The organism is Methylovulum psychrotolerans, from assembly GCF_002923755.1.
GTDB lineage: Bacteria > Pseudomonadota > Gammaproteobacteria > Methylococcales > Methylomonadaceae > Methylovulum > Methylovulum psychrotolerans.
Genome location: NZ_PGFZ01000003.1, coordinates 171,885 through 194,611 on the forward strand (window position 1 = coordinate 171,885; position 22,727 = coordinate 194,611).

Genomic DNA, 22,727 nt, shown 5'->3' on the forward strand with positions numbered 1-22,727 from the left:
TGTCGATCCATTGGTATAGTTCTGGATGGCGGGGCATGGCGGCACCTTCGGTAAACGGATGTTGATGACACTCATCAATTTACTCTCAACGCTTTGCCCCGTCACTTTTTAAAAACCTACACTTGTAAGCACCCCAGCCCTCCCCTTCGCAGGGGAGGGAGCATCTTCCCCCGTCGTACTGGCGAAAGTTAGGGGAAAAAAGCCCCTCCCCCTGGCAAGGGGGAGGTTGGGAGGGGGTTACAGAGATACCAATGTTGAGTGTTAAAAGATATATGCACACCCACTTTGCGTTTGCCTGAATTAATTCTTACCCATTCCTTACTGGGTGCCTTCGCCAAATTTCGCGTCAATATACTGATTATCGCCAGGACGCATTTCGTAGCAGTCTTGGACAGTTTCGACGCTGCCTGCTTGCAGTAATTGGCTGACGGTGACAAAGTGCAGGCCTTTGGCTTGTAAAGCACTGACAATTTTCGGTAATGCGGCCGCGGTGCCGTGGCCGCGGCCATTGGCGTGGAAAACGATAATCGAGCCGCTCCGGGCTTGCCGGATGACCCCGTTCGCCAGCACGGTCGGGGCGATGCGCGGGGCGGCATCGCCACTGACCACATCCCATTGGATCGCTGCCAAGCCTAGGCCGTTGACCGCTTCTAAGGATGCCTTGTTACAAGTGCCGTAGGGGAAGCGTAAGGTCATGGGCTGATGGGGGATGTGCTGCATCTGTGCCGCCAAGCCGGCTTGTTGGGCTTTGGCGTTCAGGTTATCCCGCTGTATGGCATATTCGGCTTGCGTCCAAGTGATTTGGTTACGCATTTTTTGGCCGCCCAAGACGCGTAAGTTACCGTGCGTCCAGCCGTGGTTGCCGATCTCAAAATTCGGATCGGCCATCAATTGCTGGGTTTTGTCGGGGTGCGAGCGCATCCATTTGCCGCCCGCAAAAAAAGTCGCGGGGATTTGTTGGTCGCGCAAATAATTGACGATGTCGCGGTCATAGCCCGTCACATCGTCGGCTTGTTCGCACAGGTCAAAGGTCAGGGCAACCAGCGGTTTATCGGCGGGTAAGCGTACCCGGCGGATGGAGTGTTGCCACGCCTCAGTCAAGGCGGGCAATTTTGTCGGTGCTTCGAGATAGTCGGGCGGGTCTAAGTTCGGTTTGGCGAGATGGGTGATGCGCTCTTCGCCGGGCTTGCCGCGCAATACTTCGGCGGGCCATAAGCCTAACAGGCTGTTGGTCGGTTTGGCTTGGGCAGCGGGCAGGGCGGGCGGTGGCGGCGCGGCGGGTTTGGCTTGCTCTGCCGTCCCGTCCTGTTGCGGCGGCGGTGCGGGCAATTGCTCGGCGGGCGTTAAGGGTAGTGGGGCGGATGAGGACGGTAGGCAGGTCTTAATGGCTTTGGCGGGCATGATCACCCGCCACTGTTGCCGCCGTTGTACGGTGACAGCATAGTCGCAGCTATAGGTTGCCGCCGGATTTTTGTTGGTGTAGTCCAGTTGGGTCTGAAAGGTGATACGGTTGTTGCGGCTGACCATTATGTTGTTCGGCATGGGCGGCGGGGTCAGGCTTTGCACATTTTGGCAGTCCGCTAGGGTGTAGCCTTCCGCTAAGGCCACCGCCGCCGCGCAGTCATGGCGGGCGATGTGTTGGTAAAACGCCATGAACACCGCCTCAGGCGCATCGGCAGTTGCGTGGCTAATGGCGGGCAAACCCAGTAAGCTTAGCCCACAGGCGGTTAAGCGGGCGACGCTGGCCGCGTCGGTGAATAATCCGTGTAAATGCTTCATTGCACCTCTACCAATTCATTTTTAGCAATCAACCAGCGGTCAGTGCCGAGTTCTAAGATCATCAGCCCCCGCCAACGTTGCGCCGGAGTGGCGCTTTTGGCTTGTACCCAAACATCAACCCACACGCGTGCTTTAGGGCCGGGAACAAAATCGTAAAACTTGGGCGGGCTGACTAATTCGGCAGATTCAGTATTCGCCAAGGCTTTGGCCAGTTTGCTGCGGCTATGGGGATCAGTCCATAGTTTGAGGGCGGCTTCGGTATCGTTGCCCATGGCCTGAAAATAGCGGTTGACCACATTGACGGCCAGTTGCTCGGCCTTGCGGATGTCTGCATCTTTGGTGTCACCAGACGGCTCCTCCCTTGAGCTTTCCCGTTCAGCTTGGGCTTCGCGTTGCGCCTGTAGCCGTTCCTGCTCGGCTTGGTATTCGCGTTGTACTTGCTGCTGCCGCTCTTGCTCAGCTTGCGCTTCACGTTGCGCTATTAACCGCGCCTGTTCGGCTTGCTCGGCACGTTGTTCTTGATCCAGCTCTTGTTCTTGCGTATAGGCGGCGGCTTGTTCGGCCTGGTGGCGGAGTTCGTTATTCGCCCCCATCACAAACAGTAGGCCGGACAGTGCTAAAACGCCGCCTATACCTAGCCAAACGGGCGCGGTTAAGCCGGTTGCGGTAGGGGTGGCTTGGAGCAGCGGCGCGGCTTTGTCCAGCACCAAGCACCCGGCCATTTTGTCGTGCAGGGCTTGCTTGCGTTGGGTAAAGCCCGCCATTAAAAAGCCAATGCCTAAGGTCAGCGAAGAGACGATTTTGCCGAAAAACCGCCCGCTGGCGCGTGCAAAAGAAAGCCGCCGACCCTTAAGGTCGGTGACTTTGAGGCCTACCGCCAATTTGCCGGGTGTGGCTTGATAACCTGAGCTTTCCATACCCGCAAAATACAACCAATTCAGTTGCAAGTTAACGGCACAAACTAGGATGCTGACGCTCATGATGGCCTCATTGAAACCGCTGAAAACCACCCCGGCAGCAATGGCGACATAGGCCAGCACGTTGATAATCAGAACTACCACGCCATCAATGAGGGCGGCGGCAAAGCGCCGCCAAAACCCCGCATAGCCGCTGGGATTGGGCGGCGTAACGGTTTGGGTGCTAGTGCTGGGGTTGAGGTTGGGGCTTGGCGGTCTCAGCCGTTCCTGAAAGTCGCGGGCGGTTTGCGGCCTGCCCCGCGCCTTGACCGCCAAACCGTCGATAATGGCTTGGTTAAGCGGTGCGGACAGGGAGGGAACCAAGGTCTTGGGGGCGATCAGGCTATCGTACTCGGCGCGTTCCGGGGCTTCCGGCGGGATCTGCCCGGTGAGCATTTGGTATAACACGGCGGCGCAGGCGTAAATGTCCGTCCATGGGCCTTGTTCACCCTTGCGGTGGTATTGCTCAAACGGCGCGTAACCGGGGGTCAACACCACCGATAAGGTGTTGCTGTGTTCGCCCATCGCCACCCGCGCCGAGCCGAAATCCAACAAAATCGGTCGGCCATCGTGGGTGATATAAATGTTTTGCGGTTTGATGTCGCGGTGCAGAAAGCCTTTATGATGCACTTCGCGCAGGCCATCAAGGATGGGCATCATAATATCGACCGCTGTTTGCTCGGCTAACTGGCCTTTTTTTTCAAGGTATTGCGCCAGGCTGATGCCTTCGTAATAGTCCATCACTAAATAAGCCGTGCCGTTTTCCTCAAACACGTTGCGCACCCGCACGACATGGGCATGGTCAAACTTCGCCAAGGTGCGGGCTTCGCTCAAAAATTGTTCCAGGCCAAAGCGGAATAACTGGCCGTCATCTTGGGAATGGGGGCTGACCGTAAAGGTACCGGTCTCGCGTCCGGCCAAATCCCTAGGCAGATATTCTTTAATCGCCACCAGGGTTTCCAAACGGGTGTCAAACGCCAAATAAGTAATGCCAAAACCGCCCGGTTTACCCAGCACCGCACCGAGCAAATACTGCCCCTGCAACAGCGTCCGATGCGGCAAAACCAACGGGCCGCGCCGGAGGGCTTCATCATAACCACAATGGGGGCACACGGTGGCCCCGCCCTTGTCCTGGAAACAGCCAGGACATAATACCGCCCAGTTTATTGTCATTGCCTGTTCGCTCCCTAGGGCAAGCGCGTCTGAATGCCCGGTAAAAGATCGTGGTTTTTTGTTGGTGCAGCGCTTACACTCGATCATCAAGTTTTTAATATTAGAATAAGCAACTTAGCCACTAGATATTGGATTAGTATTTTAATTAAGTAAAAACAACAATTTGCAATGGAATCCGTCCCCCTCCCCTGATGGGGAGGGATGGGGTGGGGAGAATCTAAATAAGGCTTTTTTCATTAAACGAAATAAAAACAGTCTGATTAAAATCTCTTAGCCATGAGCATAAGTCATTGATTTTATTCTCCCCACCCCAACCCTCCCCATCAGGGGAGGGAGTTGCCCACCTTAACAAGCCTTAGCTCTCCGCTAATCTTCCCCACTATTTAGAGGTGACTTTATGAAAAACTTGATGATCGAGTTACAGTGTACCTGATTAAGCAGGCGTTACCCCTCGCTAGCCCATTGGAACTGCACGCCACAAAACGGCACGAACAGCAATTTTGTCCGCCCCAATTCAATGGTGTCGTAAGGCTTTAGCTCGGTGGGCATGGCGACTTCGTCATCATTCAAATAAATCAAACCGCGGCTATCTCCAGGAATAATAAGAAACGCGTTTTTTTTCGGGTTAAAGCTGATGACCGCGTGTTTTTCCCTAGAGATAGTGGCGTCGCCGTTAATGCAAATATCCATGCTGGGATCGCGTCCAATCAGGTTGCGTTCGCTACGGATACGGTAATCCCGGCCTTTGTCGGCCCCCTCAATACAGACCAGCCAGCCGACCACCGGATCAATACCCAGCTTGGCCGACCAAAACGCTTGGGTCACGCCCAGTTCCCGCTCCGGTTTGGCCTCGTTTCGGCGGCGGGTGGGTGCGGCATCGGCGGGCGGTGCGTCATCACTGACATCCAGCGACGCGTTCCGCCAATTCATCGACCGTAACGGCTTGGTGGTTTCCATGTCCAAATCGCGTATACCGCAGGATGGGCAACCGCTATATTTATTTTCATCATAATAATGCCCATTATCACAACGTTTTAACGCCATAACGCCCCCTCAACTTGAATAACCTTAATAATAAATTAAAATCACACAGAATTAAACAAATTACATGGCTTACCGTTAATCATCTGCTAACGTTTATTGGCTCAGCCGATACAACTTCTTGTCGGGAGGCAAGTAAGGCTTAGGTTTGGCATTTGGGCCGATAGCGGTTACGCTGTTTAGGCCATGGCGCTAAGATAAGCCCGGTTAAGCCCAGGGGCGGCTTGCTAAATCGCCAGACTAACCCCATGATATGGCTTTTGAGTGGTTAAGCTTCGCCGCTTGCCATTTTGCGCCCAATACACCTCTGCAACCCCATTGTCGAATAAGGACAACCTGTGCAACCACAAGAACACATTAACGAGCTAAAAAACCTTGTCCAAAACTTATTGGACGAGGCGACACAACAAGGTGCGAGTGCCGCCGAAGCGGGGCTGAGCCAAGAAAACGGCCTATCGGTGTCGGTGCGTTTAGGCGATGTCGAAACCATCGAACACCATTGTGACCAAGGCTTAGGCATCACCGTCTATTTTGGCCAACGCAAAGGTTCGGCCAGCACCACCGACCTGTCGCCCGCATCCATCAAAGAAACCGTCAGCGCCGCGTGCAGCATTGCCCGTTACACCAGTGCCGACGATTATGCGGGCTTGCCTGACCCCGCCCTTCAGCAAACCCAATTCCCTGACTTAGATGTCTATCACCCGTGGCAACTCGGTGCTGACCAAGCCATCGCTTTGGCTATCGAATGCGAAACTGCGGCGCGGGGCTTTCATCCTGAAATCAGCAACTCCGAAGGCGCGTCCGTCAATAGCCACCAAGGTGTCCGGGTCTTGGGCAACACCCAAGGCTTTCTACAAGGCTATGCCTCTACCCGCCACTCCTTAAGCTGCTCGGTTCTGGCGCAACGCGGCGACAGTATGCAGCGTGATTATTGGTACACGGTCGCCCGCAACGCCGCTCTACTGGAGTCGGCACTTAGCGTCGGCCAGAAAGCCGGGGAGCGCACGGTACGCCGCTTGGGGGCACGTAGCTTAAGCACCCGCCAATGTCCGGTGCTGTACAGTGCCGAAATCGCCTCCGGCTTGCTCGGCTCGTTTATCGGCGCAATCAGCGGCGGCAATTTGTACCGCAAATCGTCGTTTTTGTTGGACGCGCTGGACACGCAAATTTTCCCCGACTTTGTGCATATTTACGAACAGCCTTATCTGATCGGTGCACTCGGCAGCGCCGCTTACGACGGTGAAGGGGTGGCTACCCAAACCCGCGACTTGGTCAGCGACGGCATCTTGCGCGGCTATGTGTTAAGCACTTATTCGGCCCGCAAGCTGGGCTTGCAAAGCACGGGTAACGCGGGCGGTGTCCATAATCTGAGCATCACCCCTAACAGCGGGGATTTTACCGCGATGTTAAAGCTGCTCGATACCGGGTTGCTGGTGACTGAACTGATGGGACAGGGCGTGAACATGGTCACAGGCGATTACTCGCGCGGTGCGGCGGGCTTTTGGGTAGAAAATGGCGTGATCCAGTATCCGGTCGAAGAAATCACCATCGCCGGCAATCTTAAAGACATGTTTAAGCAGATTGTCGCCATCGGCAACGACATCGACTATCGCGGCAATGTCCGTACGGGGTCAATCTTGCTGGAGAAAATGGCTATTGCGGGGGAATGATGAGGAGAGTGCGGGCAAAAACGGCCCGCACTCCGCAGAAAAGCTACGGCAAACGGTCTTATAGTATCCCGTTTTGGAGATGGTTTTGGAAAATCTGGGTCGCCCAGCTTCTGGCGATAGCTTCGCCTTCTTTGCCGCTGTAATGCAGGCCATCCCTGCCGCTGCTGGGGTAATGGGTATATTTGCGGCTGTCGATGAGCTGGCAGTTATAGCTATGCGCTAAGCTGTCCAGCAAGACATAGACTTCATCGGTTTGCGCCGAAGTGAATTTACGCGCATCCGGCGGGCCTATCCAAAAACATTGGCGGCCCGCGCCAGCGACTTGCCGCATCAGGGTTTCGGTCTGGAGGATACGCTCCTCCTGATGTTGCGGGATCAGGTTTGCCCCTAAGGCGACGATAACCGTTTGCGGTTGCAGCGAGCTTAACAGTTCGTCAACCTGCGGGGTCATGCCCCTTAAGCCCTTTTCTTCGCTGCCGTCGGCATTGTGCCGCCAGAACCCGCAACGGGTCGCCTTATTGCCGTTCAGCCACCAATCGGGGGAGCTGCCGCAACTGGCAATGGCGGTGACTTGCGCCCCCGGAATTTCCTGTTCGATCAAATTGGTCAGCGTCGCGCCAAATACGGCGGTGGAGTGGGAGTCGCCGATAAACAGCACGGGCCGTTTACCCGCGTAAGTATTGGGCAGGTGAATGTCCGCCCGCTTGTTGTTGATAGGCGCGTACGCGACCATTTTGTTTGTGCCCAACTGCGCTAACGAACCATCCGAATAGGATTTGTGCCGCGCTAGCGGCTCATCGTTGTAATGGGAGGGGGCGGCGGGCCTTAGCACTTTTATAGGGCCTTTTTCCAACAACCGGGCCGCGGCTTGCGCCCCCCGGTCGGCATCGGCATCGGCGGCGGGATTATTCAGGTCATTAGCGGCATTATTTTGTGGCACTAGCCATTTAGCCGTGTCTGTTTCCGGTGCCGGAGGGGTAGTGGAACACGCCGTCAGGATAACGGATACGAATGCCAAAGCGGACAGGGTCTTGGCTACAGGGGGTAAAACAGTCATTTTTAAAACCTCATCGTTAGGCAACAGCCCTGGTGCTGCGGGTGGGCAGTGACAGGTGTCGCCTGATTTTTCATCAAACACCAAACATAGGCGTTTGCCGATTAATAACGCTACTGCTGCCCAAACGCTTGGGCGTGGCTATTACGGCTTGCCTTCATTGCCCATTCTACGCCATATTGGCCGCTTTATGAAAAACTTGCGCATCGGATAACGGTTTTAACAAACTGAAAGCTATAGGTATTTATTCGTTTAAGGGCAGCGGAATTTCTGGCGCGGCTTATTTACTGGCGACGCATAAGGCCTTGAGCAGGGTTTCGGTATACAGCCTGATGCCTTTCCCGGTCAGATGCAGGCCGTCATCGGCAAAGATTTTCGTGCCCGCCAAGCCTACCGAGCGCCAGTTAAGCAGTTTAACCCCCGCATGTTGGGCGGCTTTTTCCAGCAGGTGATTATTAGCCGACTCGTAATTGCGGGGCAGTTTTAAATTGACCAAAATCAGTTGCTGGTTACTTTTCAGATGGCCAATCAGTTTATCGACTTGCGCTTTGTTCAATGGCCCATTATTACCGAGATGGATTAACACCGTACCGTCCGCTTGGGGGGTATAAGTACCGTCCAACAATTGCAGGGCATCGCCCAACTGCCTGCCCACTTTGGCATCAAGCATGAGTCCGGGCATTTTCCGCAACAATTCGGCGGCGGCGCCCACCATCACCGAATCGCCAATTGCCAGGATGGCCGGTTTTTTTTTCGAGCTGGTGTGGACACGCGTCACATAACCGTTCGAGTTATTTTTTTCCCAAACGACTTTTCGGCGTGTGTTGCCCCCCGCGTTAGCGCACATCGCCGTTACAGATTCGGGCGTATCGTCCTCTTCCTCCTCTTCGGCATTGCCGCCCGCAGGTGGCGGAATAGTCGGCCCCAATAAGGCAGGCGGCATAGAAAAATCACTGTTAAGGAATGTACCCAAGCGGCTATTAAAGCGGGTGTTGCCTACCGTTACCACATCAAACACTTGCGGAATGGGCAGTGCTTCGCCAAAACTGGCGGCTTCGGACACTTCCGAAGTGGCTTGGCGTATGGCGGCTTCGGTGGAGCGCACCAGATAGTAGCCGCCCCCGACGGTGCTGGCCAATGCCAAGCCGGAAAAGCCCGCCGCTTGCAAGCGGCGAAGGGTATCGCCTTGGCTGAGCGCTTGCCAGGTTCGCGCCAATAAGCCTTTGCGGAACGGCTCTTCGACCAGATGGTGGCAAATTTCCGCACAGGCTAACGTTACCGCAAGCCGTAACAAAAACAGTTCGCTACCTTCAAAAGGTATATCCACCCACGGCAGGCTTAAACAGAATACCGGCCAATGCCACAAATAAATGCTGTAGGAACGGTTGCCTAGCCACGCTGTCAAGCGGTTGCCTAAGATAAGCCGGACAGGGTCGTAGCGATGACTCGCATGGCAATGGATAATCACCCCGCCAGTGAGCAAAGCAACGGCGGCAAAGCCACCAGAATATAAGCGCGGGTCATTGGCTTCCAAGAAGTACAAGGCTGTCGCCAACGCGCCAAACGCCGCCGCCCCAATCGGAGCGGACACCATCTGGACACGGCGGCGGGGTTGCCAATGTTGCGATACCAGCATCGCCAACGCACCGATCAGAAAAGCTCCCGCCCGCGTGTCGGTGCCGAAATAAAGCCGCGACGCATCCGCATCCGGCGTATACAGGCTCGCCATCCATGCATAACTGCCCCAACTGCCCAACACGAGCATGAGTGCCGCCAAGCGTGTGGGCAAGCGGAACAGCAACAGGCAGAAGGTCGGCCAGAGCAAGTAAAACTGGAATTCGACCGCTAACGACCACAAATGCTCAAAGACCGGAGGCCGTCCTATACCTTCAAAATAGGAGACCTGATTGAAGATGTAATGTAAGTTGCCGGTAAAGCTGAGGGCATAAGGCAGGTCGGCGCGGATTTGCGGGCTATCGCTAGGATGGAACAGTACCAGCCATACCCAAACCCCCAAGGCCATCGCCAGCATTGATGGGAACAGCCGCAACCACCGCCGCCAGTAAAAACGCTGAAAATTGATGTGTCGGGCGTTTGCCCATTCTTGCTGGAGCAGGCGGGTGATGATAAAACCGCTGATGACAAAAAAAACCTCCACACCCAAATAGCCGCCCGGCAACCAAGCGTTATCTTGGTGATAGGCCAACACGGCAATAATGGCCAGCGTCCGCAAACCGTCCAAATAGGCCAAATGTCCCGAAGCGGATGCAGGGGGCTTGGCGGCATCTTGGCAAGACAGGCCTATAAGCAAAGACAGCGGCGGTAATGGTTTCATGAGTTGGGGGGTAAGGAGGTTGGTAAAATCGGGCGGTCAGCTAAGAAACGCGCATGAAATAAAATCTGTTGTACAGACGCACACCCTCTCCCAGTCTCCGCGTTCCCTGAGCGAAGCCGAAGAAGACAGGGGGAGTGGCTTTTTCCCCTGATTGCTGCCTGTACGACGGGGAAGGCATTACCCCTTCCCTGCGCGAAGGGAAGGGCTGGGGTCACTGCCATTAAGTTAAGGAATTGCACTTGTAATTTCAACAAGATAGGATTAACCGTTCGCCTGTCCCCAGACCCCCCTTGTGGGGGAGCTTGTCCCACAGGGACTTCCGATGGTCGTCGAAGGGTGGGCGGTTAATCCGTCCATGGTTCGACACAGGCTCACCACGAATGGATTAACTTACTACGCTCTTAATATCTACATTATTGAAATATAAAGAATAAATCCTTAACTTAATGGCAGTGAGGGCTGGGGTGGGGTTTAACACACTGAGGCGCAATGGAACGTCTGCTTAATTTTATGCACGTTCCTAAACAGCGGCTAATGGGCGGCGGTAAGGTATTACTCCCATCCCAGTAACGCTAACGTTGCAGTAACTGGGCTTGGGTAAGCCGATGAAAAACGCCGTTTTAAGGCTATTTCAGTTGGGCTACTTGGCATACCCTTATACCGTCCGCAGAAAAAAACCGCGAGCTGCCATAGCATAACGGCAATGCTTATCCCCGCTAAGGATAAAGCCTAAGGCTCTCTATATGGTATTAACGGTAAAAAGACCTTAAACCCCATATAGAGCCAAACCTAAAAATGTTTTGCGTACTATATAATAACCGGACAGCGAATAAAATTAACTATAACCAGAAAAGCTGTGAAGTTGTTCACAAAAACCAATATAATGCTGTTATCTATTTGATAAATAATAGAAAATTATTTAATACATTTTGCGGCAAGCCATAAGAAAGCTGGCTGATTTTAAAAGAAGGCCTGCTTGGCGAAGGAATTGTAAGGCGCATGACCGCGTAACATCAGATGTTATTTGCACGGTTACTTAGAAGTGCTTGGCTTGTCCTTATAATGGCATAATAAGCGCCTATTATCCCGCCTGGCGCGGCAATCGATTATCGCGTGTTAACTTATGCCCGAATTACCCGAAGTTGAAACCACTTGTCGGGGCATTGCGCCCCATATCCAAGGCCGTACCATCACCGCCGTGCAGGTCCGCGACGGACGGTTGCGCTGGCCTGTGCCGACTAATCTGGCGGAATTGCTCATCGGCGTGGCGGTGCAATCGGTCAGTCGGCGTGGTAAGTATTTGCTGTTGCACACCGCCGCAGGCACGTTGCTGGTGCATTTGGGCATGTCGGGCAGTTTGCGCATTGTCAGTAGCGAGGTAGAGCCTGCAAAGCATGACCATATTGATCTGGTGTTTGGCGAGGATACGGTGTTGCGCTTTAACGATCCACGCCGCTTTGGCGCGATGCTGTGGACTGACCAGCCCGCTGAGGCGCATAGCTTGTTAAAGGATTTGGGGCCTGAGCCGTTGCTGGCGGACTTTAACGGCATGTTGCTCTATCAAGTGTCCAGGCAACGTAAAGTTCCGGTAAAAACGTTTATTATGGATAGCCATGTCGTTGTCGGTGTGGGCAATATTTATGCTAACGAGGCTTTGTTTATGGCGGGGCTGTTACCGGCCCGGCACGCGGGTACGATCGCCTTGGCCGACTATGAAACCTTAGCGGACTGTATCCGTGAGGTGCTGCAACAGGCGATTACCCAAGGCGGCACGACCTTGCGCAATTTTGTTAATGAGACGGGGAAGCCCGGTTATTTTAAACAGCAGCTTAAGGTATATGGACGGGGTGGCTCGCCTTGTCTGCGCTGTGGACAAGACTTGCTGGAGATCCGCTTGGCGAACCGGACGACGGTGTTTTGTCAGGCTTGCCAACGCTAAGGGTAGCCCTTTTGGGCGTGCGGGCATTTTGCCCGCACCCTCTTATTTAAAGCCCATTCCTCAGTTTGCCTTATCGGCTCATGTATAATGGTAACGATGTAGGGTAAGGTGGCCTTACCCGTCCTTGGCAAACTTATCTTAATACCCTTTATGTTCAGACTCAGCCAGTATATGCGCGAGCTTATCGCGCCGACCCCGCTTAAACCGGCCCGTAAGCCCGCCGCCCCGGTAGTGATTTGGAATCTGATCCGCCGTTGTAACCTGACCTGTAAGCATTGCTACACCACTTCGGCGGATATTGATTTTCCGGGCGAGTTGACCACACCGGAGATTTACACGGTGATGGACGACCTGAAAGCCTTTAAAGTCCCGGTGCTGATTTTGTCCGGGGGCGAGCCGTTGCTGCATCCTGACATTTTTGCTATCTCCCGCCGCGCTAAAGCGATGGGCTTTTATGTCGCCCTGTCCAGCAACGGCACGAAAATCTCTAAAGATAATATCGATGAAATTGCCGAGATGAATTATCAGTATATCGGCGTTAGTCTGGATGGCATTAAAAGTACGCATGATGCGTTCCGGCGGGTGGCGGGATCGTTTGACGAAGCCCTGCGTGGGGTAGAGTTATGTTTGGACAAGGGCATTAAGGTCGGCATACGCTATACCTTAACCCAAGACAATTATCACGATTTCCCCGCCCTGTTGCAGCTGATGGATGACCATGACATCGACAAATTTTATCTGTCGCATTTGAACTACGGCGGGCGCGGTAACCGGAACCGCAAAGACGATGCCCATTTTGCGCGTACCCGCACGGCGATGGATTTGTTGTTCGAGACTTGTTACGCTTGGTTGGCGGCGGGTAAAGACCGCGAATTCGTCACGGGCAATAACGATGCCGATGCCGTGTACTTCTTACACTGGGTGCGCCGCCGCTTCCCGGAACAAGCCGAACATATCCAAGCCAAGCTGATGCAATGGGGCGGCAATGCCTCTGGGGTCAACGTCGCCAATATCGACAACCTCGGCAACGTCCACCCCGATACCTTTTGGTGGCATTATGATTTGGGCAATGTCAAAAAACGCCCGTTTTCAGAATTATGGCAAGATGTGTCAGACCCTGTTATGGCGGGGCTGAAGAGCCAGCCTAGGCCCTTGGAAGGGCGGTGCGGCACTTGCCATTATCAGGCGATTTGCAACGGCAACACCCGCGTCAGGGCGATGCAGACGACCGGCAATGTTTGGGCGGAGGATCCGGGCTGCTATTTGAGTGATGACGAGATCAGTCCCGCAACTGTTTAAAGTGCCGAAGGATTACGCCGATAATCACAATGGGCACGACCAAGGCGGTCGGTTCCCATAAGCCCATAGACAGCAAAACGGCTTGGTTGCCCAGCAGTACCAATATATAGGTCAAGGCCGCCCAGCGGCGTAACAACCATAAGCCGATAATGCAGGCTAGGCTAATTAATGCCGAAGTGCCGAAATACAGCGGATAAAAAGCCCCTAGTTGCTTGACCATAGGCGACAGCAGCACATTCAGGATTTGGATGGCGTTAATCAGGCCGATAATGCAAATGGCCGTCACGGCAAAAGGTTTGGCGGGGTTAAAGCGGGATTCAGTCATGGAGCCTCCTTAATTACGGGTTTTTTAGTGGGGATTCTTCCTGAAAAACCCGCCGCTGGCAAGTAGAGCCTGCCGCCTGATGATAGATAAAATAACTGACGTTACGCAGTAACGTCGCTTTACCCCCCGTTTGCCGCGCCGAGCACCGCAGGTTTTGTCGGGATCAGCCCGAAGGGGCGCGGCAGGGATGCCGCGCGTCGGCAGGTGGGCAGGAGCCCACTCTGCCGACCCCCGACAAAACCGAGGAGCGCAGGAAGAAGCGGTAACCGGGCCGCCTTTTCTTTGGATACTTTCTTTTGGCGGAGCAAAAGAAAGTATCTCGCCTTCGGGTGCGAGAACCCGATTAAAAAACGTCGCGATAGCGACTCATCGCTACATTTTTCAATATCGCAAAAATGACTGCGTAACATCAGTTAATAACATGAGCCTAGAAAACCAACCCTATACCCGCCTAGACAGCGCGTTCGCGCGTTTCCTTAGCCAGCGTAGCCGCCTAGAAGACAGCCAGCGGCCAGCCTTTGAAAAATTGCTGATCCGCTTGTCTTACGAGCAGAACCAAGGCCATAACTGCATTGCCATTAGCGCGGCTGAGCAAGCGCTGGTGGTGGCTTCCGGTTTGGCGGATGATGAAGGCGGGCGGCCTTTGGTGGTGGAGCAAAACCGCCTGTATCTACAGCGTTATTGGCAGTACGAACAACGCTTGGCCGGGCAGCTTAAGGCCATGATGGCTAATGCCACGCCTGCTCCGGCGCGGCTCGATAGTTTGCTGGCGCAGTATTTTCCGCCGTTATCGGACGCTATCGACTGGCAGCGCGAAGCCGCCAATGTTGCGGTTAAGCAACCCTTTAGCATCATTACCGGCGGGCCGGGTACGGGTAAGACCACGACTGTGGTGAAAATCCTCGCGGTGCTGCAAGAACTGGCGGCGCAGCCCTTATTAATCGCTTTAGCCGCCCCGACAGGTAAGGCGGCGATGCGCCTGCAAGAGTCCATCGGTAGCCGCAAGGCCGATTTGCCCTGTTCCGAAGCGATAAAAAACCAGATTCCCGAAACTGTCACCACGCTGCACCGCCTGTTAGGCGCAAGGCCGCCGTCACCGTATTTCCGCCACCACGCCCAACAGCCGTTAATTTATGATTTGGTGGTGGTTGACGAAGCCTCTATGGTCGATTTGGCCTTAATGAGCAAGTTGGTGGATGCCCTTAAGCCCTCAGCGCGGCTAATCTTATTAGGCGATAAAGACCAGTTGGCCTCGGTCGAATCCGGTGCGGTGCTGGCAGACATGACCCATAGCCTGCCTGAACAAACCTTAGAGCTGCAAACCTCGCACCGCTTTGGTGGCGTGATTAAACGCTTGGCGGATGCCGTCAACCAGCAAGAGGCCGAGCAGGCTTGGCAGGTATTGCAGCAAGGCGACCCGGCTTGTCTGCTGTTAAGCGAAGACCCGATTAGCTATGCCGCCGCCCAATACCGTACTTATTTGCAGTTACTGCACAGCGGCGCGGATTTTCCTACCCTTTACCAGCAATTTAGCCAATTTCAGGTTTTGTGCGCCAACCGCCAAGGCAAGCACAGCGTCGCTGACCTTAATCAGCGGATTGAACAAAAGCTCGCCGAGCAACGCCATATCCATGTTACGGGTTTATGGTATGTCGGGCGGCCTATTATGGTGACGCAAAATAACGCCGCTTTACAGCTCTATAATGGTGACATCGGCTTATGTTTGCCGGATCAGGGGCAACAGGGCAAGCTCATGGTGTACTTCCAACGCGCCGATGGCAGCGTCAAAAAGTACCTGCCCGCCCGCGTCCCGCCCTGCGAGACCGTTTACGCCATGACCATCCACAAAAGCCAAGGTTCGGAATTTGCCCAAGTGCTGGTTGTCCTGCCGGAAGCCATTAATCCGGTGCTGACCAAAGAACTGCTGTACACCGCCATCACCCGCGCCAAAACCACTGTGAAAATAGTGGCCGATAAAGCCCTCTGGATGCAGGCCATTGCCCAAAAAGTGGCGCGGGTCACTGGATTAGTGGCAAAGTTTCAGGATGGGGCGCGTTAATTTTTTCAAAGCCGCCGCGCATTAACTTTATAATGGCGACATTTATCAAAGACAAGTTTGGAGAAAGGCATTGCAAGCGGATGTATTGGCAACAATTTTAAGGGGCGCTGATGAGGTGCTGGTCGAAGCGGAACTGGTTAAGAAACTGGCTGAAGGCAGGCCCTTGCGGATTAAGGCGGGCTTCGACCCGACCGCCCCTGACCTACACCTAGGCCATACGGTACTCATCAACAAGCTCAAACAATTCCAAGATTTGGGTCATGAAGTACTGTTTCTGATCGGCGACTTCACCGGCATGATCGGCGACCCGACCGGCAAAAACGTCACCCGCAAACCGCTGACCCGCGAAGCGGTGTTGGCGAACGCCCAAACCTATCAGGAACAGATATTTAAAATCCTCGACCCTGACAAAACCCAAGTCATGTTCAACTCCACTTGGATGAACGCCATGTCGCCCGCCGAGTTTATCCAACTCGCCGCCAAGCACACCGTCGCCAGAATGCTCGAACGCGACGATTTCAACAAACGCTTTAAAGGCGGGCAAGCCATTGCCATCCATGAGTTTTTATACCCCTTAATACAAGGCTATGACTCCGTTGCCATGAAGGCCGATGTTGAGCTGGGCGGGACTGACCAAAAGTTTAACTTATTGATGGGGCGGCATTTACAGGAAATCTACGGGCAAAAGCCGCAAGTGGTGCTGACCATGCCGATTCTTGAAGGCTTGGACGGTGTGCAAAAAATGTCCAAATCTTTAAATAACTATATCGGTATCGCTGACGCGGCGGATGATATGTTCGGCAAAATCATGTCCATTTCCGATGAACTGATGTGGCGTTATTTTGAATTGCTCAGCTTTAGGCCGATGAGCGAGATTAACCAATGGGCACAAGACTGTAAAGACGGGGCTAATCCACGCAATTATAAAGTCAAGCTGGCGCAAGAAATCATTGCCCGCTTCCATGATGAAGCGGCTGCCGTTAAAGCCTTGGACAATTTCGAAGCCCGCTTCCAACGTGGGGCGATACCGGATGATATAGAAGAGGTGGAATTAACCGTAGTGGGCGAAGGCTACGCCATTACGGCTATATTAAGGGATGCCGGCCTGACCGCCAGCACCTCCGAGGCCATCCGCATGATTAACCAAGGCGCGGTTAAGCTTGATGGCGAAAAGGTTTCCGATACTAAATTGGAGATTGCCGTTAATAGCGAGCATGTCTACCAAGTCGGCAAACGCAAATTCGCCAAGATTAAACTGACGGCTTCCCGCTAAAAACCCAATACGGCAAGCGTTGCGGCAATCAATCGCCCCGCGTGACCTAATGGGGCGTTATTTTTTAGGCAGATTCAGGGCGCAGTTGCGGCAGGGCTTGCCGGACGGCAGTTAAATTAATTAGTAATAGAAAGTCTTTAAAAAACAACGCTAATGCAATGCGTTGGCAGGAAAATATAGGGTGCTAAAGAAATAAATAGCGAAAGGGTTTGACGGACGGGGGGAAGTCAGTATAATAGTCGGCTCTTCACCGGAAACGTGAAGCGCCCCACGGGGCGGAAAAGGGGCGGGATGGTTGCCCCGGTGCCGTTTTGAAGCCTGCTTCAAAACGGCACGAAAAAAAAGATTTGACAAGCTGGTTTGGCTCTGTATAATAGTCGGACTTAGCCGGGGTGACAGCCCCGACGCTCTTTAACAGACCGGATCGAAATAATGTGTGTGGGTGCTTGTGGCGGCTATTGCGCAATAAAATAGCCGATACAAGACAACACGTCAATTCAAAATTTACGTTTAGTTTTCTGTCGGGACCAAGATTGGCCGCTTATCTTATTAAGTGGCAAAGCTGATTTAAACTGAAGAGTTTGATCATGGCTCAGATTGAACGCTGGCGGTATGCTTAACACATGCAAGTCGGACGAGTAGTTGCTTCGGCAATGAGAGTGGCGGACGGGTGAGTAACGCATAGGAATCTGCCCTGTAGTGGGGGATAACGTGGGGAAACCCACGCTAATACCGCATACGCCCCAAGGGGGAAAGCGGGGGACTTTCGGGCCTCGCGCTATAGGATGAGCCTATGTTGGATTAGCTAGTTGGTGGGGTAAAGGCCTACCAAGGCGACGATCCATAGCTGGTCTGAGAGGATGATCAGCCACACTGGGACTGAGACACGGCCCAGACTCCTACGGGAGGCAGCAGTGGGGAATATTGGACAATGGGCGCAAGCCTGATCCAGCAATACCGCGTGTGTGAAGAAGGCCTGAGGGTTGTAAAGCACTTTTAATGGGGAGGAACTCCTGCCGGCGAATACCCGGCAGACTGACATTACCCATAGAAAAAGCACCGGCTAACTCCGTGCCAGCAGCCGCGGTAATACGGAGGGTGCAAGCGTTAATCGGAATTACTGGGCGTAAAGCGTGCGTAGGCGGCCCGTTAAGTCAGATGTGAAAGCCCCGGGCTCAACCTGGGAACGGCATTTGAAACTGGCGGGCTAGAGTTAGGTAGAGGGGAGTGGAATTTCAGGTGTAGCGGTGAAATGCGTAGAGATCTGAAGGAACACCAGTGGCGAAGGCGACTCCCTGGACCCAAACTGACGCTGAGGTACGAAAGCGTGGGTAGCAAACAGGATTAGATACCCTGGTAGTCCACGCCGTAAACGATGTCAACTAGCCGTTGGCCCCAATTATGGGGTAAGTGGCGAAGCTAACGCGATAAGTTGACCGCCTGGGGAGTACGGCCGCAAGGTTAAAACTCAAATGAATTGACGGGGGCCCGCACAAGCGGTGGAGCATGTGGTTTAATTCGATGCAACGCGAAGAACCTTACCTACCCTTGACATCCTAAGAACCCTGCGGAGACGCGGGGGTGCCTTCGGGAACTTAGAGACAGGTGCTGCATGGCTGTCGTCAGCTCGTGTTGTGAAATGTTGGGTTAAGTCCCGTAACGAGCGCAACCCTTATCCTTAGTTGCCAGCGGGTCATGCCGGGAACTCTAGGGAGACTGCCGGTGATAAACCGGAGGAAGGTGGGGACGACGTCAAGTCATCATGGCCCTTATGGGTAGGGCTACACACGTGCTACAATGGCCGGTACAGAGGGCTGCGAACTTGCGAAAGTGAGCCAATCCCAGAAAGCCGGTCTTAGTCCGGATTGCAGTCTGCAACTCGACTGCATGAAGTCGGAATCGCTAGTAATCGCGGATCAGAATGCCGCGGTGAATACGTTCCCGGGCCTTGTACACACCGCCCGTCACACCATGGGAGTGGGTTGCAAAAGAAGTCGGTAGTCTAACCTTCGGGGGGGCGCTGACCACTTTGTGATTCATGACTGGGGTGAAGTCGTAACAAGGTAGCCCTAGGGGAACCTGGGGCTGGATCACCTCCTTACAAAGGCGCAGGCCGCCATGAGCGCCCACAACACATTATTTCGGTCAAAACGGTATGAGCCTTGGGCCTGTAGCTCAGTTGGTTAGAGCGCACCCCTGATAAGGGTGAGGTCGGAGGTTCAAATCCTCCCAGGCCCACCACCGCCGCCAGACGGCAGTGCCAGGGCCTGGATGCCACACCCCACGGGGCCATAGCTCAGCTGGGAGAGCGCCTGCCTTGCACGCAGGAGGTCAGGAGTTCGATCCTCCTTGGCTCCACCACCGGGTTACCGGCGGTCAGGGTACGGCAGGGTACAGCATAACACAAAACAAAAAAACGGACGCGCCCGACAGGCGTGGCGGGGCATGGCCCACGCAGGCCAACCCTATACGGTTTTGCCGCACCAGCGGCGGGAAAAGGCCTTATAGGATTGGTGAAAACCGATGAAACTTGGCGAAAGCCACCGCTCTTTAACAACACGGAAATCTGTAAACGCGGCACGCTTAGCGGCGCGCCGCACCAAAAGCATTAAGAACGAGCGACAGGCTCGGCCTCATGCCCCGATATCTGCGCCGCCCCCAGGGGCGGCGGCAAACAGACCCATTGGGGTTATAAGGTCAAGCGAATAAGCGCATACGGTGGATGCCTAGGCAGTAAGAGGCGATGAAGGACGTTGTAGCATGCGATAAGCCGCGGGGAGTTTGCAAACAAACTTTGATCCGCGGATCTCCGAATGGGGCAACCCACCCGCAAGGGTATCCCGCCATGAATACATAGTGGCGGGAAGCGAACCCGGGGAACTGAAACATCTAAGTACCCGGAGGAAAAGAAATCAACCGAGATTCCCTTAGTAGCGGCGAGCGAACGGGGATTAGCCCTTAAGTATGTACATTGTTAGTGGAACGGTCTGGAAAGTCCGGCGATACAGGGTGATAGCCCCGTACACGAAAACCTGTATATGTGAAAACGAGTAAGGCGGGGCACGTGAAACCCTGTCCGAATATGGGGGGACCATCCTCCAAGGCTAAATACTCCTTACTGACCGATAGTGAACCAGTACCGTGAGGGAAAGGCGAAAAGAACCGGGGAGACCGGAGTGAAATAGACCCTGAAACCGTATGCGTACAAGCAGTGGGAGCCTACTTTGTTAGGTGACTGCGTACCTTTTGTATAATGGGTCAGCGAGTTAATCTCAGTGGCAAGCTTAACCGAATAGGGGAGGCGTAGCGAAAGCGAGTCTGAACAGGGCGTTCAGTCGCTGGGATTAGACCCGAAACCGGGCGATCTAGCCATGGCCAGGCTGAAGGTCAGGTAATACTGACTGGAGGGCCGAACCCACATCTGTTGAAAAAGATGGGGATGAGCTGTGGCTCGGAGTGAAAGGCTAATCAAGCTCGGAGATAGCTGGTTCTCCTCGAAAGCTATTTAGGTAGCGCCTCGTGTATGACTGTTGGGGGTAGAGCACTGTTTCGGCTAGGGGGTCGTCTAGATTTACCAACCCGATGCAAACTCCGAATACCAACAAGTTTGAGCACGGGAGACACACGGCGGGTGATAAGGTTCGTCGTGGAAAGGGACACAGCCCAGACCGTCAGCTAAGGTCCCAAAATCTAGGCTCAGTGGGAAACGATGTGAGAAGGCACAGACAGCCAGGAGGTTGGCTTAGAAGCAGCCATCCTTTAAAGAAAGCGTAATAGCTCACTGGTCGAGTCGGCTTGCGCGGAAGATTTACCGGGGCTAAGCCTAGTACCGAAGCTACGGACCGCGCAATGCGCGGTGGTAGAGGAGCGTTCCGTACGCCTGCGAAGGTCAACTGGGAAGTTGGCTGGAGGTATCGGAAGCGCGAATGCTGACATGAGTAACGACAAAGGGAGTGAAAAACTCCCTCGCCGAAAACCCAAGGTTTCCTGCGCAACGCTAATCGACGCAGGGTGAGTCGGTGCCTAAGGCGAGGCCGAAAGGCGTAGCCGATGGAAAACAGGTTAATATTCCTGTACTGGCCATAACTGCGATGGGGGGACGGAGAAGGCTACATCAGCCGGCGGTTGGAAGTGCCGGTCTAAGCGTGTAGGAAGGCCCCTTAGGCAAATCCGGGGGGCTACAATTCCGAGGCGTGATGGCGAAGCCCTTAGGGGCGCAAGTGATGGATGCCATGCTTCCAAGAAAAACCTCTAAGCTTCAGGTTATGGGCAGCCGTACCGTAAACCGACACAGGTGGGTGGGATGAGAATTCTAAGGCGCTTGAGAGAACTCGGCTGAAGGAACTAGGCAAAATGATACCGTAACTTCGGGATAAGGTATGCCTGTAAGGTGAAGCCCCACGCGGGTGGAGCCCCAACAGGTTGCAAAAAATTGGTGGCTGCGACTGTTTAGCAAAAACATAGCACTCTGCAAACACGAAAGTGGAAGTATAGGGTGTGACGCCTGCCCGGTGCTGGAAGGTTAATTGATGGGGTCAGCGCAAGCGAAGCTCTTGATCGAAGCCCCAGTAAACGGCGGCCGTAACTATAACGGTCCTAAGGTAGCGAAATTCCTTGTCGGGTAAGTTCCGACCTGCACGAATGGCGTAACGATGGCCACACTGTCTCCAGCCGAGACTCAGTGAAATTGAAATCGCTGTGAAGATGCAGCGTCCCCGCGGCTAGACGGAAAGACCCCGTGAACCTTTACTATAGCTTGACACTGGACTTTGAACCGATTTGTGTAGGATAGGTGGGAGGCATCGAAACCGGGACGCCAGTCCTGGCGGAGCCGACCTTGAAATACCACCCTGGTTTGTTTGGAGTTCTAACCTGGGCCCGTCATCCGGGCTGGGGACAGTGTCTGGTGGGTAGTTTGACTGGGGCGGTCTCCTCCCAAAGAGTAACGGAGGAGCACGAAGGTACCCTCAGCCTGGTCGGAAATCAGGCGATGAGTGCAATGGCATAAGGGTGCTTGACTGCGAGACGGACAAGTCGAGCAGGTACGAAAGTAGGTCATAGTGATCCGGTGGTTCTGTATGGAAGGGCCATCGCTCAACGGATAAAAGGTACTCCGGGGATAACAGGCTGATACCGCCCAAGAGTTCATATCGACGGCGGTGTTTGGCACCTCGATGTCGGCTCATCACATCCTGGGGCTGAAGCAGGTCCCAAGGGTATGGCTGTTCGCCATTTAAAGTGGTACGCGAGCTGGGTTCAGAACGTCGTGAGACAGTTCGGTCCCTATCTGCCGTGGGCGTTGGAGATTTGAGGGAAGCTGCTCCTAGTACGAGAGGACCGGAGTGGACGCACCGCTGGTGTTCCAGTTGTCCTGCCAAGGGCATTGCTGGGTAGCTACGTGCGGACAGGATAACCGCTGAAAGCATCTAAGCGGGAAGCCCCTCCCAAGATGAGATCTCCCCGGGACTTAAAGTCCCCTGAAGGGCCGTCGGAGACTACGACGTTGATAGGCACGGTGTGGAAGCGCAGTAATGCGTGCAGCTAACGTGTACTAATTGCCCGTGAGGCTTGACCTTATAACACCCAATGGGTTTGTGGCCTAAGGCCTGCGCTTTCTTAATGCGAACAAAAACTTTACAGGTTTCCGGCGGCGGGCGCAAGCCCCCCGCACAGCTTGGGGGCAGCCCCCCAGGCGCACCGAATTGCTTGGTGACCATAGCGAGCGTGAACCACCCGACCCCATCCCGAACTCGGAAGTGAAACCGCTTAGCGCCGATGATAGTGTGGCAGTTTGCCATGCGAAAGTAGGGAATCGCCAAGCTCC

Annotated in this window: 11 protein-coding genes, 2 tRNA genes and 3 rRNA genes; 10 read left to right on the top strand and 6 right to left on the bottom strand. The window is 54.2% G+C overall.

All coding sequences use genetic code 11. The features are described from left to right. Nucleotides 1–318: 318 nt before the first annotated feature. The 3 genes from AADEFJLK_RS08830 to AADEFJLK_RS08840 form a co-directional block, all read right to left on the bottom strand. Nucleotides 319–1,779 carry a polysaccharide deacetylase family protein gene (locus AADEFJLK_RS08830; RefSeq protein ID WP_103973986.1) on the bottom strand — a complete coding sequence of 487 codons (1,461 nt, stop codon included), beginning with the start codon at nt 1,777–1,779 and terminating at the stop codon, nt 319–321. Continuing rightward, nucleotides 1,776–3,908, bottom strand: coding sequence for a serine/threonine protein kinase (locus AADEFJLK_RS08835; protein ID WP_146054545.1), 2,133 nt, complete (start codon nt 3,906–3,908; stop codon nt 1,776–1,778). The genes AADEFJLK_RS08830 and AADEFJLK_RS08835 overlap by 4 nt, the downstream gene beginning before the upstream one ends. A 444-nt stretch (nt 3,909–4,352) precedes the next feature. Further along, nucleotides 4,353–4,952, bottom strand: a complete 600-nt coding sequence (locus tag AADEFJLK_RS08840; protein ID WP_103973988.1) for an FHA domain-containing protein — start codon at nt 4,950–4,952, stop codon at nt 4,353–4,355. A 335-nt stretch (nt 4,953–5,287) separates the two neighbouring features. Here AADEFJLK_RS08840 and pmbA point away from each other — a divergent pair, with 335 nt between their 5' ends. Continuing rightward, nucleotides 5,288–6,619 (top strand): metalloprotease PmbA, encoded by a 1,332-nt coding sequence (gene pmbA / locus AADEFJLK_RS08845; protein WP_103973989.1) that lies wholly within the window; start codon nt 5,288–5,290, stop codon nt 6,617–6,619. A 58-nt stretch (nt 6,620–6,677) separates the two neighbouring features. Here the strand turns inward: pmbA and AADEFJLK_RS08850 are convergent, their stop codons facing one another. Beyond that, entirely contained in the window at nt 6,678–7,676 is a 999-nt protein-coding gene (locus AADEFJLK_RS08850) for an SGNH/GDSL hydrolase family protein (RefSeq protein ID WP_146054546.1), read from the bottom strand. Between the two features lie 277 nt (nt 7,677–7,953). Beyond that, nucleotides 7,954–10,008 carry an acyltransferase family protein gene (locus AADEFJLK_RS08855; protein WP_088619580.1) on the bottom strand — a complete coding sequence of 685 codons (2,055 nt, stop codon included), beginning with the start codon at nt 10,006–10,008 and terminating at the stop codon, nt 7,954–7,956. A gap of 1,123 nt (nt 10,009–11,131) precedes the next feature. On the opposite strand from AADEFJLK_RS08855, the gene mutM reads away from it, so the two are divergent. Both mutM and nirJ read left to right on the top strand, forming a co-directional pair. Further along, nucleotides 11,132–11,947, top strand: a complete 816-nt coding sequence (gene mutM / locus AADEFJLK_RS08860; protein ID WP_103973991.1) for a bifunctional DNA-formamidopyrimidine glycosylase/DNA-(apurinic or apyrimidinic site) lyase — start codon at nt 11,132–11,134, stop codon at nt 11,945–11,947. Nucleotides 11,948–12,097: 150 nt separating this feature from the next. Next, nucleotides 12,098–13,246, top strand: a complete 1,149-nt coding sequence (gene nirJ / locus AADEFJLK_RS08865; protein WP_103973992.1) for a heme d1 biosynthesis radical SAM protein NirJ — start codon at nt 12,098–12,100, stop codon at nt 13,244–13,246. Here the strand turns inward: nirJ and AADEFJLK_RS08870 are convergent. After that, a complete protein-coding gene (locus AADEFJLK_RS08870) occupies nt 13,227–13,571 on the bottom strand; it encodes a hypothetical protein (protein ID WP_103973993.1) in 345 nt (114 codons plus the stop codon). The two genes, nirJ and AADEFJLK_RS08870, sit on opposite strands and share 20 nt — an antisense overlap. Before the next feature lie 421 nt (nt 13,572–13,992). Between AADEFJLK_RS08870 and recD the strand changes: the two genes are divergently transcribed. From recD to rrf, 7 genes are all read left to right on the top strand, one after another. Then, a complete protein-coding gene (gene recD, locus AADEFJLK_RS08880; protein ID WP_103973994.1) occupies nt 13,993–15,630 on the top strand; it encodes an exodeoxyribonuclease V subunit alpha in 1,638 nt (545 codons plus the stop codon). A 70-nt stretch (nt 15,631–15,700) separates the two neighbouring features. Beyond that, a complete protein-coding gene (tyrS, locus tag AADEFJLK_RS08885; protein ID WP_103973995.1) occupies nt 15,701–16,903 on the top strand; it encodes a tyrosine--tRNA ligase in 1,203 nt (400 codons plus the stop codon). Between the two features lie 569 nt (nt 16,904–17,472). Next, nucleotides 17,473–19,004: ribosomal RNA gene (locus AADEFJLK_RS08890) — 16S ribosomal RNA — on the top strand. A 63-nt stretch (nt 19,005–19,067) separates the two neighbouring features. Beyond that, nucleotides 19,068–19,144 (top strand) — tRNA-Ile (locus AADEFJLK_RS08895). A gap of 44 nt (nt 19,145–19,188) precedes the next feature. Then, a tRNA-Ala gene (locus tag AADEFJLK_RS08900) sits at nt 19,189–19,264 on the top strand. 334 nt (nt 19,265–19,598) lie between these two features. Beyond that, nucleotides 19,599–22,479: ribosomal RNA gene (locus AADEFJLK_RS08905) — 23S ribosomal RNA — on the top strand. Nucleotides 22,480–22,608: 129 nt separating this feature from the next. Then, nucleotides 22,609–22,724 (top strand): 5S ribosomal RNA (gene rrf / locus AADEFJLK_RS08910). The 16S, 23S and 5S rRNA genes sit together here with 2 tRNA genes alongside, the layout of an rRNA operon. Nucleotides 22,725–22,727 lie beyond the last annotated feature (3 nt).

Coding starts and splice junctions, on each gene's coding strand:
- mutM (WP_103973991.1), top strand. CDS start 11,132: ATGCCCGAATTACCCGAAGTTGAAACCACTTGTCGGGGCATTGCGCCC.
- AADEFJLK_RS08850 (WP_146054546.1), bottom strand. CDS start 7,676: ATGACTGTTTTACCCCCTGTAGCCAAGACCCTGTCCGCTTTGGCATTC.
- nirJ (WP_103973992.1), top strand. CDS start 12,098: ATGTTCAGACTCAGCCAGTATATGCGCGAGCTTATCGCGCCGACCCCG.
- AADEFJLK_RS08830 (WP_103973986.1), bottom strand. CDS start 1,779: ATGAAGCATTTACACGGATTATTCACCGACGCGGCCAGCGTCGCCCGC.
- AADEFJLK_RS08835 (WP_146054545.1), bottom strand. CDS start 3,908: ATGACAATAAACTGGGCGGTATTATGTCCTGGCTGTTTCCAGGACAAG.
- AADEFJLK_RS08855 (WP_088619580.1), bottom strand. CDS start 10,008: ATGAAACCATTACCGCCGCTGTCTTTGCTTATAGGCCTGTCTTGCCAA.
- recD (WP_103973994.1), top strand. CDS start 13,993: ATGAGCCTAGAAAACCAACCCTATACCCGCCTAGACAGCGCGTTCGCG.
- AADEFJLK_RS08870 (WP_103973993.1), bottom strand. CDS start 13,571: ATGACTGAATCCCGCTTTAACCCCGCCAAACCTTTTGCCGTGACGGCC.
- AADEFJLK_RS08840 (WP_103973988.1), bottom strand. CDS start 4,952: ATGGCGTTAAAACGTTGTGATAATGGGCATTATTATGATGAAAATAAA.